The sequence below is a fragment of the Chelativorans salis genome (assembly GCF_025336525.1).
Lineage (GTDB): Bacteria > Pseudomonadota > Alphaproteobacteria > Rhizobiales > Rhizobiaceae > Chelativorans > Chelativorans salis.
On the sequence record NZ_JAOCZP010000001.1, the window covers coordinates 1,101,809 to 1,118,331 of the forward strand.

The following is a 16,523-nucleotide window of genomic DNA, read 5'->3' on the forward strand; positions in this document are numbered from 1 at the left end:
TATTGACGAAAGAAGGGCTTTTTCTCGACGGCGTGACGATTGCGCTTGAAGGCCGCGTGCTCGTCTCGCTCACCTGCCGCGTCGCGCCGGGGGAGGTGCTGACGGTTATGGGACCTTCGGGAGCCGGCAAATCGAGTCTGCTTGCCTATCTCGGCGGCTTTCTCGAACCGGCGTTTACGGCGCGGGGGCGTGCTCTGGTGGACGGGGTGGAGATCACTGCGCTGCCGGCGGAAGAGCGGCATGTGGGAATCCTGTTTCAGGATCCCCTGCTCTTCCCGCACATGAGTGTGGCCGGCAACCTGATGTTTGCCCTGCCCGAGAGCGTGAAGGGGCGTGCGGAGCGCATGCGGCACGCCGAGGCCGCACTTGCGGGGGTGGAGATGGCCGGCATGGGAGACCGCGACCCGGCGACGCTTTCGGGAGGGCAGAAGGCGCGGGTGGCGCTGGCGCGGGTGCTGGTCTCTGAGCCGCGCATGCTTTTGCTCGACGAGCCGTTCTCCAAGCTCGACATGGAGCTTCGGCAGCAGATGCGCATGCTGGTGTTTTCCAAGGCGCGCGAAAGCGGTCTGCCGGTGCTGCTCGTGACCCATGACGAGGCGGACGCGAAAGCGGCGGGCGGCGAGATCGTGCGGATCGGCGAATGAGTGCGCAGAGCCTGCCCGACCTGCCCGTCACCGAGGTGCTGCCGAGGTTGCGGGAGGCGCTCGAGACACAGGGCAAGGCTGTGCTGGTGGCCCCGCCGGGGGCGGGCAAGACGACGCTGGTGCCGCTGGCGCTTCTCGACGAGGCGTGGAGCAAGGGCGGACGCATCGTGCTTCTGGAGCCGAGACGGCTTGCGGCGCGGGCGGCGGCGCGGCGCATGGCATCGCTTCTCGGCGAGGAGCCGGGCGGCGCGGTGGGCTATGCCATGCGTATGGAGCGCAAGGTCTCGGCGCGGACACGTATCCTGGTCGTCACCGAGGGGGTGATGGCGCGGATGATCATTGACGATCCGGGGCTCGAAGGTGTCTCGGCGGTGATCTTCGACGAGGCTCACGAGCGCTCGCTGGATGGGGATTTCGCGCTGGCGCTGGCGCTCGACGTGAAGGGGGCGCTGCGGCCGGATTTGCGGCTTCTCGTCATGTCGGCGACGCTGGACGGGGCGCGGGTGGCCGAGCTTTTGGACGGAGCGCCGGTTCTGGAGAGCGCGGGGCGCAGCTTTCCCGTCGAAATACGCTATGCGGAGCGGGCGCCGGACAGGGCGATAGAAGACGCCGTGGCGGGCGCGGTGCGGCAGCTCGTGGCGGATGGCGCCAGCGGTGTGCTTGCCTTCCTGCCGGGCCAGCGCGAGATCGCGCGCACGCAGGAAGCGCTGGCCGGGCGCCTGCCCGTCGATGTCGATCTTGCGCCGCTGCATGGCGGCCTCGACGGCAAGGCGCAGGACGCGGCCATTCGGCCGGCGCCCGAGGGGCGGCGCAAGGTCGTGCTGGCGACGGCAATCGCCGAGACCTCTGTGACCATCGACGGTGTGACGGCGGTGGTGGATAGCGGGCTTTCGCGGCTGCCGAGATACGAGCCGGACACGGGGCTGACGCGGCTTGAGACGGTGCGCGTCTCCCGCGCTTCGGCCGACCAGCGGGCGGGCCGCGCGGGACGTACCGCGCCCGGCCTGGCGCTGCGGCTGTGGCGCAAGGAGCAGACGGCGGCGCTGCCTGCCTTCACGCCGCCCGAGATATTGGAGGCTGATCTTTCCGGGCTGGTGCTGGACTGCGCCGCCTTCGGCGTTACCGAACCGCAGAGCCTCGCCTTTCTCGATCCGCCGCCACAGGCCGCGCTTAACGAGGCGCGCGTGCTTCTGCGCACGCTGGGGGCGCTGGATGCGGCGGGAAGACTGACGGAGGACGGGGCGGCGATGCGGCGGCTCGCCCTGCCGGTGCGGCTGGCGCATATGGTGACGGTGGCTGCGCGGCAAGGTCGGGCGCTGGCGGCGGCGCGGCTGGCCGTCATCCTTTCCGAGCGCGGGCTGGGCGGCAACAGCGTCGACCTCGACGAGCGGCTCTCGCGCTTTGCGGCCGAGCGTGGCCAGCGGGCGCAGGCGGCACGGGGGCTGGCCGAGCGGCTGGCGCAGGCGGCCGGCGGCGGACGGCAGGATGCGGAGAGTGCGGCGGGCCCTCTGCTTCTTCACGCCTGGCCGGACCGGGTGGCCAAAGCGCGCGGTGAATACGGGCGTTTCGTGCTGGCCAATGGGCGCGGGGGCCAGCTCGACCCAGCCGAGCGGCTGGCGCGCGAGCCCTTCCTCGTGGTGGCCGACCTGCAGGGCCGGGCGCGCAACGCCCGCATCGCCGCGGCGGCGGCGGTGAGTGAGGAGGATATCGTCGCTGGCATCGGGCATCGCATCGAGAACCAGGTGGAGATGCTGTTCGACCGTGAGAAAGGCGTGGTGAGAGAGCGCGAGATGCGGCGGATCGGCGCCATCATACTTGGCGAACGGGCCTTGCCCGCGCCGAGGGGAGAGGCGGCGGATCGGGCCATTCTCGAAGCGGTACGGGCGCATGGGCTTGGCATCCTTCCCTGGGACAGGGAGGCGGAGGCGCTCAGGGCGCGACTTGCCTTCCTGAGTGCCACGAAGGGGCCGCCTTGGCCGGACGTGGAGGATGAGGCCCTGATGGCGCGGCTGGAGGAATGGCTTTTGCCTTTTCTGAAGGGCGAGGCTGCGCTTTCGGCCATTTCTGGAAGGGTGCCCTGTGAGGGGCTGATGGCGCTCACGCCCTACGACTTGCAGCGGCGGGTGGACGCCGAGGCGCCGAGCCACTTCACCGCGCCGACCGGGAGCCGGCTTCCCATCCGCTACGAGGGCGGAGAGGCCGTGCTGGCCGTGCGGGTGCAGGAGCTTTTCGGGCTGACCGAGCATCCAACAGCGGGCGGCGTTCCGCTGACGCTGGAGCTTCTGTCGCCGGCGCATCGGCCGATCCAGAAGACGCGGGATCTTCCAGGGTTCTGGCGCGGCTCGTGGGCGGATGTGCGGGCGGAGATGCGCGGGCGATATCCGAAGCATGTGTGGCCGGAGGACCCTGCGGCGGCAGCGCCCACGAAGCGGGCGAAGCCGCGCGGGAGGTAGGAGGAGCGTAGCGTATCCGGCTCCCCTCCCCCTCGCGAGGAGGGGAGTCGGATACGCCGCGCCCCAAATAAAACTTGGCCAACCGCGCTGCACCGCTCATAAAGACGCCGATGCTGGAAGAACTTAGAACACCCCACACCCGCTATGGCCGCAGCCTCAGGCTCGCCACGCTTATACGGCTAAGATGGCTTGCCATCGTCGGTCAGAGTGCTGCCGTGCTGGTGGTGGCCTTCTGGCTGGAGTTCCCTCTGCCGGTGGGGCCGTGCTTCGTGCTGATCGCGGCTTCGGCCTGGCTTAACCTCTATCTCACCTTCCGTTTTCCTGCTTCGCACCTTCTGCCGCCGATATCGGCGCTTGCCATCCTCACCTTCGACGCCTTGCAGCTTGTCGGGCTCCTGTTCCTCACGGGCGGGCTCACCAACCCGTTCTCGCTCCTGATGACGGTGCCGGTGGTGATCTCGGCGACTTCGCTGCCGCTCCTGTGGACCAGCTTCCTTGGGCTTCTCGTCATCGGGCTGGCGAGCCTGCTTGCCTTCTTCCACATGCCGCTGCCCTGGTACCCCGGCACCGAACTTGCCATGCCCTTCCTCTACGTTTCCGGCATGTGGATCGCCGTTACCTCGGCCATCGCTTTCACCGGCATCTACGCCTATCGCGTGGCGGAGGAGGCGCGGCTGCTGGCCAACGCGCTGGCGGCGACGGAGCTGGTACTGCAGCGCGAGCAGCATATCTCAGCGCTCGACGGGCTGGCGGCGGCCGCCGCGCACGAACTGGGAACGCCGCTCGCGACCATTGCGCTGGTGGCGCGCGAGATGGAAAAGGCGCTGGGCCGGGATCCGCGCTACCAGGAGGACGTGACGCTGCTGCGCTCGCAGAGCGAGCGCTGCCGCGAGATCCTGAGGCAGCTCACCAGCCTCTCGTCAGAGGGCGAGGCGCACATGGCGCGGTTGCCGCTGACCTCGCTGATCGAGGAAACAGCGGCGCCGCACCGCGACTTCGGCATCGGGATACGGCTGGAGCCCGGCGAGACGGAGGGGCCGGAACCCGTTGGCCGACGCAACCCCGGCGTCCTCTACGGGCTCGGCAACCTGATGGAGAATGCGGTCGACTTCGCGCGCGAGGTGGTGACCGTCAAATGGTCATGGGACGCCGAGACGGTGAGCATCTCCATTACCGATGACGGGCCGGGGTTTCCCGCCGACATCATCGACCGGATCGGCGAGCCGTACATGTCGCGGCGGCAGGCGACCAGCTCCAGCGGCGGATTGGGGTTGGGACTGTTCATTGCCAAGACGCTTCTGGAACGTTCGGGCGCGACGATCGAATTTGCCAACGCCGGCGGCAAGGGCAAGGGGGCGACGGTGGACGTGCGCTGGCCGCGCGAACGGTTCCTGACTGGCGACGGTTCTTTTTCGTGGGGCTGAAAAGCTGGAAAAAACCGGCTCGCAGGGCTACATCTAGCCTCAAAAAGAGCGAGTGAACGATGAACGAAGCAGCAACAGAACAGGCCGACACCATTTCGGGCGAAGAGCGCTCCCTACTCATCGTCGACGACGACCGCCCTTTCCTGGTGCGGTTGGCGCGGGCGATGGAGGGCCGTGGCTTTGACGTGGAGACGGCGGAGTCGGTGTCCGAGGCGCTCGCCAAAGTGAAAATCGCAGCACCCGCATTCGCCGTGGTCGACATGCGGCTGGGGGACGGCAACGGGCTCGACGTCGTCTCGGCCATCCGCGAGAAGCGTGAGGATGCGCGCGCCATCATTCTGACGGGCTACGGCAACATCGCCACCGCCGTGACAGCGGTGAAGCTGGGGGCGGTGGATTACCTTTCCAAACCGGCGGACGCGGACGACATCTATGCAGCGCTCACCCGCCAGCTGGACGAGAAGGCCGAGCCGCCTGAAAACCCGATGTCGGCCGACCGCGTGCGCTGGGAGCATATCCAGCGCGTGTACGAAATGTGCGACCGTAACGTGTCGGAGACGGCGCGGCGGCTGAACATGCATCGGCGGACGCTGCAGCGGATCCTGGCGAAAAGGGCGCCGCGCTAAGCCGGCAGCACGCGGCATTCCGCCCTCGTGGTTCGACAAACTCACCATGGGGCGCTATGTTTGCGCACATCCCGCCAACGCCGAAGCTTGCGGCGAGGGCGCCTTGCTCTCACCCTCATGGTGAGCCTGTCGAACCAAGAGGGTGAAGGCACTCGCCTTCATCCTTTCAAGCCCCCTCCCCGTCCAGCATCGGTATCGGCACGCCGGCGAGTTCGGCCGCCGTCAGGCGTGCTGCGCACGTACGGGCGAAGCGGAGCAGCAGGGCCTTGCGGGTGGCCGGCGCCAGGCGGTGCTCCGGCGCCTCGCGCAGGATTTCCGCGCCGTAGCCGTCGGACAGGATGAAGCCGCAGTCGTCGGGGAAGATCTCCGTCGGCACCGCCGGATGGGAGGCGAAGAAGAAGCGGTCGGAGTGCAGGCGATAATCCGGCCATTTGCGGTCGACCCTGAAATCCTCGATCGATGATTTGATCTCGATGACCCAGATGTCGCCCTTGGCCGTCAGCGCCACGAGATCGGCGCGGCGGCCGGTGGCGAGCGACAGTTCCGGCAGAACGACAGAGCCCATCTCGGCGAGCAGGCGCTGCACGCCGCGGCGGATGACCAGCGCGCGCTCGGACTGACGGCCATCGGCCAGCGGGTTGACGGGAACGGGTGAGACAATGGGCATGGGCGTGAGAATGCCAGTTATCAGCGGCGCGGAAAAGATCAGGCGTGGTCGGCCGTGTCGGCGATCATGCGGAGAGGTGTTGCCAAATTGCCATAACACACAGGCAAGCGCTCACGGTATTGCGGGCGGATCAAATGCCATCTTGGCAAACTGTAAACGCCCACTTTAAGAATGGCCGCGAAAAATGGGTGTTTGTTTTGACGCCCATGATGTGGGGGTTGGATTCTTTCATGAAATTGAAGCCGTTTTTCGCCGCGGCCGTTCTCGGCCTTTCGGCGGCGCTAGCAGGTTGCGCGGGTGGACCGGCACAGATATTCACGTCCAACTATGGCACGGTCACCGATGCCGGCTACCAGCTGCCGAGCGTGCCGATCACCAAGATACCGCGGCAGTATCACCGCCAGATCATCTCTTATGAGACGGACGAGAAGCCGGGCACCATCATCGTCGATACGCGGGAGAAGTTCCTCTATCTCGTGATGGAGAACGGCAAGGCTATGCGCTACGGCATCGGCGTCGGGCGCGAGGGCTTTGAATGGTCGGGGACGGCGCGCGTGGCCATGAAACGCGAATGGCCGACCTGGACGCCGCCGGCGCCGATGATCAAGCGTCAGCCAGAACTGGCCAAGTGGCGCGGCGGCATGCCGCCCGGCCTGAGCAACCCGCTTGGCGCACGCGCGCTCTACCTTTTCAACAAGGGCGGCGACACGGGCTATCGCCTGCACGGCACGCCGGAATGGCATTCCATCGGCAAAGCCATGTCCTCGGGCTGCATCCGGCTTCTGAATCAGGACATCATTGATCTTTACAACCGGACACAAATCGGTGCAAAAGTTGTCGTGAAGGGATGACGGAACCGTCTCGGCAATAGACGGGCCACACGATGGCTACCGGGAAAACCGGGTCTTCGGACCCGGTTTTTCTTTTGGGTCAGCCGATTTCCACCTGCTCGACGTGCTGCACCTCGGGGATGAAGTGATGCAGCAGGTTCTGGATGCCGTGTTTCAGCGTCGCCGTGGAGGACGGGCAGCCGGCGCAGGCGCCGCGCATGTTGAGGAAAACGGTGCCCTTCTCGTAGCCGCGGAAGGTGATGTCGCCGCCATCCTGGGCGACGGCCGGGCGCACGCGGGTTTCCAGGAGCTCCTTGATGGTGGCGACGATTTCCTCGTCGGCCGTATCGTAGAACTCGTCGCCCTCAGGCGCCGGCATCCCGGTCTCGTTGGCGGCCATAACCGGCTGGCCGGCCATGAAGTGCTCCATGATGGTGCCGAGGATGGCGGGCTTCAGATGCTGCCAGTCCGCACCATCCTTGGAGACGGTGACGAAATCGTAGCCGAAGAAGACGCCGGTCACCCCCGGTACGTCGAAAAGACGACCGGCGAGCGGCGAAGCGGAGCGTGCCGCCTCGGCATCGCGGAAATCCGCCGTGCCTTCTTCGAGTACCACCCGGCCCGGCAGGAACTTGAGCGTTGCGGGATTGGGGGTCGCTTCCGTCTGGATGAACATCGGCGGGGTCTCTCCGTGCGGCCGTTGTTTGGAATAGTTCTAAAATAGGCCGAATGCCGGCCAAATTCAAGCCACATATGGTGTGCGGCGGCCGCTCATGCCAGGCTTTCGATTTCCTCGTCCGAGAGGCTGTGGGGGACGACGGTGACGGGGATAGGAAAGGCGGCGCCCTTGCCGGCGATGGAGGAGACCAGCGGTCCCGGCCCCTCCTTGGCGTTGCTGGCGGCAAGCACCAGGATGGCGATGTCCTGGTCTTCTTCGATGAGTTTGTGGATCTCGTCGGAAGGGTTTCCTTCGCGGATGACCAGCTCCGGCTCGATGCCGATCGATTCGCGGATTTTCGTGGCGTGGGTGTCGAGCGCGGCGTTGGCGGTTGCCATGGCTTCCTCGCGCATGATCTGCTCCACGCCGAGCCAGTGCTGGAAGTCGCCCGGCTCGATGATGAAGAGAAGGACTACGGAGCCATTGGTGGAACGAGAGCGGCGGGCGGCATAGGCCACGGCGCGCTCGCACTCCGGCGTGTCGTCGACGACGGCAAGGAACTTGCGTTTGTGGCCAGCTTCCCGGCTCAGGCGTTTGGAGACCATGAATGCCCCTTTTTCAAACGGGCGGAGCCTGCCCACCCAGGGCGCAATCTGCCACTGGCGGGGGCGGGCGGCAAGCCGCGTGTGGTTTTGCTTTGCTAGTCGGCCAGGAGCCCGATGATCTCGTGCACCTGCTTCATAGTTGCCTCGGCGCGGGCGCCGGCGCGCTCTCCGCCATCGCGCAGGACACCGTCGACGTAGGCCGGATCGGCCGAAATGCGGCGCATCTCCGCGTTGATCGGCGCCAGCTTCTCGACCGCAAGGTCAGCAAGCGCCGGCTTGAAATCGGAGAACTGGCGGCCGCCGTACTCCGAAATCACCTGGTCACGCGGAACGCCGGCAAGAGCGGCGTAGATGCCGACGAGATTCTCGGCCTCGGGGCGCCCGGCGAGCCCTTCGACATCGCCCGGCAGGGGGTTGGGGTCGGTCTTGGCCTTCCTGATCTTGCGGGAGATGGCGTCGGCATCATCGGACAGGTTGATGCGCGAGAGGTCCGAGGGGTCGGACTTCGACATCTTCTTGGTGCCGTCGCGCAAGCTCATGACGCGGGTGGCCGGGCCCTCGATGAGCGGCTCGGTGAGCGGGAAGAAGCCGCTGACGCGCTCCTCGCCCACCTCCATCTCCACGCCGTACCCCAGCGCAGAGATGCGCTTGGAGAAGTCGTTGTTGAATTTTTGGGCGATGTCGCGGGTCAGCTCGAGATGCTGCTTCTGATCCTCGCCCACCGGCACATGGGTGGCGCGGTAGAGCAGGATGTCGGAAGCCATGAGGCTCGGATAGGCGAGCAGGCCTAGCGAGGCGTTCTCGCGGTCCTTGCCGGCCTTGTCCTTGAACTGGGTCATCCGGTTCATCCAGCCGATGCGGGCGACGCAGTTGAAGATCCAGGCAAGCTCGGCGTGCTGCGGCACGCGGGCCTGGTTGAAGATGATGTTCTTCTTCGGGTCGAGGCCGCTTGCAAGGTAGGCGGCGGCGATGCCGCGCGTCTGGTCGGCCAGGTCGTCGTGGACCAGAGTGGCGGTCAGGGAATGGAGGTCGACGACGCAATAGATGCATTCGTAGGTGTCCTGCAAGGCGACGAACTTCTGCAGGGCGCCGAGATAATTGCCGAGGTGGAGGTTGCCCGTGGGCTGCACTCCGGAAAAGACGAGTTGCTTGAACTCACTCATGGGGAAATTCCTGAAGATCTGAACAGCGCTTTTGCGCGTGGGGCTTATGGACGAGGCGGCGGGTGCAATCAAGCCCTGCGGCGCCTCATCACCGCCCTTAGCTCGGTGCGGTCGACGGCGCCGGTGAGGACGGCGAGGGCGAGATAGACGACCGCCGCCGCGGCAACCACCACCAGCACCGCCGCCGCGCGCAGAGGCAGGGCGGCGCCTTCGAGCGGGGCGACAAGCACCGCATCGAGGCCATAGGCGACGCCGCCCATGAGAGCGCTGGAGACGAGGATCATGACGATGCGGCGGCTGGTGACGGCCGAGGGGCGGAAATGGTTGCGCCACCACAAGGTGCCGGCGAGCAGGACGACGTTGACCCAGGACGAAAGGGAGGTGGCGAGCGCTATGGCGACGTGGCCGTAGAGCGGGAAGAGAGCGAGGCTGATAGCGATGTTGACGATGACGGTGACGAGCGAGAACCACATCGGGGTGCGCATGTCCTCGCGGGCGAAGAAGGCGGGCTGGAAGACCTTGGTCAGCACATAAGCCGGCAGGCCGGAGGCGAAGGCGGCAAGGGCCATGGCGGTCATCCGCGTGTCGAGGGCGGTGAACTCGCCGCGCTCGTAGAGGAGGCCGACGATTGGGGCCGGGATCACCATGAGGCCGACGGCGGCCGGCACGGTGAGGCCAAGGGCGAATTCCAGCGAGCGGTTCTGCAGGTGCTGGGCGTCGGCGAGGTTGCCGGCTTTCAGCGAGCGCGACAGCTCCGGCAGGAGGACGACGCCGACGGCGATGCCGATGACGCCCAGGGGGAGCTGGTTGATGCGGTCGGCAAAGTTCAGGAGCGCGATCGCCTTGTCCTGGACGGAAGCGATGATCTGACCGACGAGCAGGTTGATCTGCATGATGCCGCCGGTGATGAGCGCCGGCGCCATCAGGATGAGCAGGCGGCGCACGGCGGGGGTGAGGCGCGGCATGCGCAGGCGCATCGTAAAGCCGGCGCGGCGCACGGCGATGACGAGGATGAGAAACTGGCCGATGCCGGAGGCGAAGACGCCCCAGGCAAGCCACAGGCCGGTGGTGCGCGCCGGCAGGTCCACCGCGAGTGCGGCGGCGAGCACGGCGATGAGGATGGCGTTGAGCAGCACCGGTGCGAGGGCGGCGAGGAAGAACTTGCGCATGGCGTTCATGACGCCCGACAGCATGGCCACCAGCGACATGAAGAGAAGATAGGGGAACATGACGCGCGTCATGACGACCGTGAGGTCGAATTTTTCCGGCGTGTCGGCAAAGCCCGGCGCCACGATGGTGCCGACCAGGAAGGGCATGAAGATCATGGCGAGCGCCGAGAACGCCAGAAGGACCGTCAGCAGGACCGTCAGCACGTCCTCGCCGAACTTCCTGGCCGCCTCCATGCCGCCGCCCTCCAACTCCTTGGAGAAGAGCGGGATGAAGGCGGTGTTGAAGGCGCCCTCGGCAAAGAGCCGACGGAAGAGATTGGGGAAGCGGAATGCGGCGTAGAATGCATCGGTGACGGGACCGGCACCAAGTGCGGAGGCCACCAGTGCCTCACGGGCGAAGCCGAGGATGCGGCTTGCCATGGTGGCGCTGCCGACACTGGCGAACTTGGCGACGAGGCTCATGGGCGGGGGGCCTTGGATGGGGGGATGGGCGGGTGAGTTCCTCGGAATGGAGATGTTGGCTTCCCCTCGCGCGCCCCTCTGCCCTGCCGGGCGTCTCCGTGCATGCACGCTTCCATTTAGTCTGTTCCCACTCCCATTCGCCCAACCCGCATCAAGCGACCGCCGTCTTCGTCCGCGCCCGACCGTCACGCTTGGCGGGGCCCTTCTCCAGCACCTCCAGAAGCTCCTGGCGGATGGCGGTGAGGCGGTCGGGATTTTCGATCTTCGCGCCTGTCAGGTCGGTGACGTAGAAGGTATCGATGACCTTTTCGCCGAAGGTGGTGATGTGGGCGGAGGCGATGTCAAGCGACAGGTCGGAGATGGCGCCGGTGACTTCGGAGAGGAGACCCGGGCGATCGAGGCATTCCACCTCGACGACGGAGAAGCGGTTCGACAGCGTGTTGCGGACCTCGGCGCGCGGCTCGATACGGAAGGTCTTGGCGCCTCGCCTCGGCTTGGTTCGCTTTTCCAGAACGTTGGGCAGATATTCCTTGCCCGACAGCACATCCTCGATGAGACGGCCGACGCGCTGGGCGCGGCGACGCTCGTCGTCGTCATAGTCGAATTCGCGACTGATCAGGATAGTGTCGAGTGCGCGGCCATCGGTGGTGGTAAAGACCTGCGCGTCGACGATGTTGGCGCCGGCCGCAGCACACGCGCCGGCGATGACGGAGAGAAGGCGCGGGTGGTCGGGCGCCAGCACGGTGATCTCGGTGACCGCCTCGAAAGTATGCGGCTTGACCATGGTGGAAAGCGCCCTGCCCTGCCGGTCGGCGGTGCGGATGAACTCGGTGTGGCGCACCTGGTCCTCCTGGTCCACTGCCAAGAGATAGTTTTCATAGTGAAGGGCAATGTAGCGGCGGGCGTCCGCCTCCTCCCAACCAGCCTTGTGCAACGCCTCGGCAAGCGCGGCACGCGCCGCCTCGGCTCTGGCAGCGCGGGAGGCTTCCGAGAAGCCGCCGGTGAGAAGAAGCTCGGTCTCATAATAGAGGGTTCGCAGGAGCTGGCCCTTCCAGCCGTTCCACACACCGGGGCCGACGCCGCGGATGTCGCAGACCGTGACGACGAGCAAGAGCTTCAGCCTTTCAACCGATTGCACGATATCGGCGAAATCCTGGATGGTCTTGCGGTCGTTGAGGTCCCGCATCTGTGCTGTCATGGACATGGCGAGATGCTGCTCGATGAGCCAGGCGATCATCTCCGTCTCGGCCTTGTCGAAGCCCATATGCGGGCACAGCCGGCGGGCGAGGCGCGCGCCAGCGACGGAGTGGTCCTCCGGCCGGCCCTTGGCGATGTCGTGGAAGAGCATCGTCGTATAGAGCACCGCGCGCCAGGACTTGAGCCCCGGCATGAGCGAGTGGACGAGCGGGTGGACCTTCTCGTCCTCGCCACGCTCGATCTCGGCCAAGACGCCGATGCAGCGGATCAGATGCTCGTCGACCGTGTAGTGGTGATACATGGAGAACTGCATCATCGCCACGATCTTGTTGAAATCAGGGATGAGCTTGCCGAGCACGCCGGCTTCGTTCATCCGGCGTATGTTGAGCTCGGGGTCACGGTCGGAGGTGAGCACGTCCATGAAGAGGCGGTTCGCCTCTTCGTTGCGGCGGAGGTTGCGGTCGATCAGGTTGAGCGAGCGGGTGAGCAGCTTCAGCGCGTCGGGATGATACTCCAGCCCGTGGCGGTCGGCGAACCAGAAGAGGCGCAGCATGTTGACCCGATCGCGCTCGAAGACCCCCTCGTCTGCAATGTTGATGCGGTGGTTGTCGACGATGAAGTCGCTGGTGCCGGCGAGCTTGCGCTTGCGGCGCGAGAAGGTGAGGAAGATGCGGTTGAAGCCCGGCACGTGCTTGGCCTGCTCTTCCTCGAGCGCGGCGCAAAAGATGCGCGTGAGATCACCCACCGACTTGGCGATGAGGAAGTAGTGCTTCATGAAGCGCTCGACGGGGGAGAGGCCGGGGTGGCTCGTATAGCCGAGCCTTTCGGCTATATCGCGCTGGATATCGAAGTGCAGCCGCTCCTCCGCCTTGCCGGTGAGGAAGTGCATGTGGCAGCGCACGGCCCATAGGAAATCCTCCGCCTTGCGGAACTGGAGGTATTCGCGGCGGGTGAAGACGCCCTTTTCCACCAGCTCCTCGGCCTCGCGGACGCGATAATAGTATTTGCCGATCCAGAAGAGAGTGTGGAGGTCGCGCAGGCCGCCCTTGCCGTCCTTGACGTTGGGCTCGACCAGATAACGGCTTTCGCCGACCTTGGCATGGCGCTGATCGCGCTCGGCAAGCTTGGCCTGGATATATTCCGCGCCCGTGTCCTTGACGATCTCATGGTCGAAGCGGGCGACGAGATCGTCGTAGAGGGCCTGGTCGCCGCAGATGAAGCGCGCCTCCAGAACGGCGGTGCGGATGGTGATGTCGGTGCGGGCGTGGCGGATGCATTCGTCGATGTTGCGGGTGGCGTGCCCGACCTTCAGGCCCATGTCCCACAGCATGTAGAGAATATATTCGGCCACCTGCTCGCCCCAGGGCGTCTGCTTGTAGGGAAGCAGGATCAGGAGGTCGACATCGGAGCCCGGCGCCAGCGTACCACGGCCATAGCCGCCGACGGCGACGATGGCCATGCGCTCGGCGGCAGAGCGGTTCTCGGAGGGATAGACGTGGGTGGCGGCGAAGTCGTGAACGGCGTGGACGATCTCGTCCATCAGGTGAGAGAGGCGGATGGCGCAGGCTGTGCCGCCGCCATCCTCGGCAAGCATGGTCTCGGCGGTCTTTCGGCCCTCGGCCAAGCGGGACTTGAGGAGCTTCATGACGCGGGTGCGCGCCTCGGGAGAGCCCGGCTCGGCCTTCGCGGCGATGGCATCGAGCTCCTCGCGCAGGCAGGGGGTGTCGATGATCTGGTCGAGTTTCAGGGGGATCTTTGCCATCCGGTTCCTGTGTCACGGCTGAAGTGGTGTGCCGAGGTGGCGGCAACGCCCCTTCCCTTCCGCTTGTCGGGAGGGAAAGGCGCATTTTTCGCTCGCGTCTATAGCGTGATTGCCGTGCCAGTGAAATGGGGCGCCTTAATCACCGGAACCAAAAGCCTTCAGCCGGTACAGTGCTTCGAGCGCCTCCTTCGGCGTAATCTCGTCCGGATTGAGGGCATCGAGCGCTTGCCTGAGGCGGTCGGCCTCTTTCGGCTTGGCCGGCTCGTGGCGGACGGCGGCGGTGAAGAGGGGCAGGTCGTCGGCCAGCCGGTCGGCCTTGCCGCCAGTTTCGCCCTCCTCCAGCCTGTGCAGGACCTCCTTTGCGCGCTCCACCACCGCGGCGGGCAGACCCGCCAAACGGGCGACCTGGACGCCGTAGGAACGGTCGGCGGCGCCGCGGGCAACTTCGTGCAGGAAGATCACCTCGCCCTCGAACTCCTTCACCCGCATGGTGACGTTGGCGAGGCGGGGGAGCTTTTCGGTGAGCGCCGTCATCTCATGGAAATGAGTGGCGAAAAGGGCACGGCAGCGATTCTGCTCGTGCAGATACTCCACCGCCGCCCAGGCGATGGAGAGGCCGTCGAAGGTGGCCGTGCCGCGGCCGATCTCGTCAAGGATGACGAGCGAGCGTTCGCCGGCCTGGTTGAGGATAGCGGCGGTCTCGACCATCTCGACCATGAAGGTGGAGCGGCCTCGGGCGAGGTCGTCGGACGCGCCGACGCGGGAGAAGAGGCGGTCGACGACGCCGATGCGGGCAAGGCGGGCGGGCACGAAGGAGCCCATCTGGGCCATGACGGCGATCAGCGCGTTCTGGCGCAGGAAGGTGGACTTGCCGCCCATGTTGGGGCCGGTGAGCAGCCAGATGGCGCCCGCCTTTTCGCCATCCGACGGCGACAGATCGCAGTCGTTGGCGACGAAGGGCTCGCCAAGCTGGCGGCGGAGCGCCTGCTCCACAACCGGGTGGCGGCCGCCCTCGACGTGGAAATCGAGACTGTCGTCGACGGCCGGGCGGCGATAGGCTTCGCTCTCGGCAAGGGTGGCGAGGGCGGCGGAAACGTCGAGCACGGCGAGCGCCTGGGCGCCGGCGCGGATGGCTTCGGAGGCGGCGACGACCTCCGATACCAGACGGTCGAAGACGGAAAGCTCGATCGTCAGCGCACGGTCGGCGGCGTTGGCGATCTTGGTCTCCATCTCGGCAAGCTCGGTGGTGGTGAAGCGCATGGCGTTGGCCATGGTCTGGCGGTGGATGAAGCGGGCCTTGGCTTCGTCGGTGCCGGTCATCACCTGGCTGTTGTTGGCCGTCACCTCGATGTAGTAGCCGAGCACGTTGTTGTGGCGGATCTTGAGGGAGCGGATGCCCGTCTCCTCGACCAGATCGCGCTCCATGCCGGCGATGACACGTCGCGACTGGTCGCGCAGTGCGCGCATCTCGTCGAGTTCCGCGTCATAATCGGCACGCACAAAGCCGCCGTCGCGCTTCATGAGCGGCAACTCGTCGGCGAGCGCCTTTTCCAGGTGGGCGGCGAGATCGGCGGGGAGCGCGGTCAGCTGCGAAAGAGCGCTGATCAGCTCGGCCGGCAGCTCCTTGTCGCGCAGGAGGGCGGCGATCGCGGCGGCGGCTTCCAGCCCGTTGGCGAGCCCACCGAGGTCGCGCGGACCGCCGCGGTTGAGGGCGAGGCGGGAGAGGGCGCGGCTGATATCGGGCACGCCCTTCAGAAGCTCGCGCAGGCCGTCACGCAGGGGCGCTTCCTCAAGGAAGAAGGAGACGGAATCGAGGCGCTCGCCGATGGCCTTGGGGTCGGTGAGCGGGGACGTCAGGCGTTCGGCCAGAAGACGGCCGCCGGCGCCGGTTGCCGTGCGGTCGATGGCCTTGAGCAAGCTGCCGTCGCGCTGGCCGGAAAGGGTGCGCGTGAGCTCCAGGTTGGCGCGGGTGGAGGGATCGATGAAGAGGCTGGCGCCCTCCTCGTCGCGCTCGGGGCGGCCGAGCGGCGGGCGTTCCGCCTTCTGCGTCTTCTCCACATAGGCGACGACGCCGAAGATGGCGGAAAGCTCCGCACGCGAGAAGCGGCCGAAGCCATCAAGGGTGGCGACGCCGTAGAAGCGGGAAAGGCGGGCGGACGCGCTGGAGGAATCGAAGAAGCTCGGCGGCTGCGGATTGGCGACGCGGCCAAGCACATCGAAGACAGGGCGCAGGGCTTCATCGTGGTAGACGGGTTCGGCGACGATCAGCTCGCGCGGGTCGACGCGCAGGATGTCGGCGAGAAGCCGCTCGGGCGTGGTGGCGGCGACGCGGAAGGTGCCGGTGGAGATGTCGATCCAGGCGAGCGCAAGCTGCTCCTCGGTGCCCTTCACGCGGCCGAGCGCCATCAGGTAGTTGGCCTCGGAAGGGTCGAGGAGCTTTTCCTCGGTAATGGTGCCGGGGGTGACGAGGCGGATGACATCGCGACGCACCACGGACTTGTAGCCGCGCTTCTTTGCTTCCGCCGGGTCCTCCATCTGCTCGCAGACGGCGACGCGGTGGCCGAGCCCGATGAGCTTCTGCAGGTAATCATCGGCCGCATGCACGGGAACGCCGCACATGGGGATGTCCTCGCCTTGGTGCTTGCCACGCTTGGTAAGCGTGATGCCGAGGGCGCGGCTTGCCACCTCCGCATCCTCGAAGAACAGCTCGTAGAAATCGCCCATGCGGTAGAAGAGCAGCGAATCGGCGTTGGCCGCCTTGATCTCGATATATTGCTGCATCATCGGCGTCGCGCCGGCGGCGGGCGCGCGCACGGCGGTGGCCTCACGCTGATGGATCGGCGTTTCGTCGTTCAAGAAGCGC

General features: G+C 66.3%; 12 protein-coding genes. 5 read left to right on the forward strand and 7 right to left on the reverse strand.

Going from position 1 to position 16,523, the window contains the following annotated elements; translation table 11 throughout:
- Positions 1 to 2: 2 nt before the first annotated feature.
- The 4 genes from N5A92_RS05190 (at position 3) to N5A92_RS05205 (ending at position 5,147) form a co-directional block, all read left to right on the forward strand.
- Complete coding sequence (locus N5A92_RS05190; protein ID WP_260900821.1) at positions 3 to 644, forward strand: ATP-binding cassette domain-containing protein; 642 nt, start codon at positions 3 to 5, stop codon at positions 642 to 644.
- Positions 641 to 3,097: an ATP-dependent helicase HrpB gene (gene hrpB / locus N5A92_RS05195; protein ID WP_260900822.1), complete on the forward strand. Its 2,457-nt coding sequence runs from the start codon at positions 641 to 643 to the stop codon at positions 3,095 to 3,097. Before N5A92_RS05190 ends, hrpB begins: the two co-directional genes overlap by 4 nt.
- 110 nt (positions 3,098 to 3,207) lie before the next feature.
- Positions 3,208 to 4,521 carry an ActS/PrrB/RegB family redox-sensitive histidine kinase gene (locus N5A92_RS05200; protein ID WP_260900823.1) on the forward strand — a complete coding sequence of 438 codons (1,314 nt, stop codon included), beginning with the start codon at positions 3,208 to 3,210 and terminating at the stop codon, positions 4,519 to 4,521.
- A gap of 59 nt (positions 4,522 to 4,580) precedes the next feature.
- Positions 4,581 to 5,147 (forward strand): ActR/PrrA/RegA family redox response regulator transcription factor, encoded by a 567-nt coding sequence (locus N5A92_RS05205; protein ID WP_260900824.1) that lies wholly within the window; start codon positions 4,581 to 4,583, stop codon positions 5,145 to 5,147.
- Positions 5,148 to 5,313: 166 nt separating this feature from the next.
- Here N5A92_RS05205 and N5A92_RS05210 read toward each other — a convergent pair whose 3' ends face one another.
- Entirely contained in the window at positions 5,314 to 5,814 is a 501-nt protein-coding gene (locus N5A92_RS05210) for an MmcB family DNA repair protein (protein WP_260900826.1), read from the reverse strand.
- A gap of 230 nt (positions 5,815 to 6,044) precedes the next feature.
- Here N5A92_RS05210 and N5A92_RS05215 point away from each other — a divergent pair, with 230 nt between their 5' ends.
- The gene (locus N5A92_RS05215) at positions 6,045 to 6,665 is read left to right on the forward strand and encodes a L,D-transpeptidase (protein WP_260901010.1); all 621 of its coding nucleotides are present in this window, start codon (positions 6,045 to 6,047) and stop codon (positions 6,663 to 6,665) included.
- A 79-nt stretch (positions 6,666 to 6,744) separates the two neighbouring features.
- Here N5A92_RS05215 and N5A92_RS05220 read toward each other — a convergent pair whose 3' ends face one another.
- From N5A92_RS05220 to mutS, 6 genes are all read right to left on the reverse strand, one after another.
- Positions 6,745 to 7,320, reverse strand: a complete 576-nt coding sequence (locus tag N5A92_RS05220) for a NifU family protein (protein WP_260900828.1) — start codon at positions 7,318 to 7,320, stop codon at positions 6,745 to 6,747.
- A gap of 95 nt (positions 7,321 to 7,415) precedes the next feature.
- Complete coding sequence (locus tag N5A92_RS05225) at positions 7,416 to 7,907, reverse strand: universal stress protein (RefSeq protein WP_260900829.1); 492 nt, start codon at positions 7,905 to 7,907, stop codon at positions 7,416 to 7,418.
- A 95-nt stretch (positions 7,908 to 8,002) separates the two neighbouring features.
- The gene (trpS, locus tag N5A92_RS05230; RefSeq protein ID WP_260900830.1) at positions 8,003 to 9,070 is read right to left on the reverse strand and encodes a tryptophan--tRNA ligase; all 1,068 of its coding nucleotides are present in this window, start codon (positions 9,068 to 9,070) and stop codon (positions 8,003 to 8,005) included.
- 68 nt (positions 9,071 to 9,138) lie between these two features.
- Positions 9,139 to 10,701, reverse strand: a complete 1,563-nt coding sequence (gene murJ / locus N5A92_RS05235; RefSeq protein ID WP_260900831.1) for a murein biosynthesis integral membrane protein MurJ — start codon at positions 10,699 to 10,701, stop codon at positions 9,139 to 9,141.
- Positions 10,702 to 10,852: 151 nt separating this feature from the next.
- Positions 10,853 to 13,660: a [protein-PII] uridylyltransferase gene (locus N5A92_RS05240; RefSeq protein WP_260900832.1), complete on the reverse strand. Its 2,808-nt coding sequence runs from the start codon at positions 13,658 to 13,660 to the stop codon at positions 10,853 to 10,855.
- A 135-nt stretch (positions 13,661 to 13,795) separates the two neighbouring features.
- On the reverse strand, positions 13,796 to 16,498 hold the full coding sequence (gene mutS / locus N5A92_RS05245) for a DNA mismatch repair protein MutS (RefSeq protein ID WP_313958387.1): 2,703 nt from the start codon (positions 16,496 to 16,498) through the stop codon (positions 13,796 to 13,798).
- Positions 16,499 to 16,523: the final 25 nt, after the last annotated feature.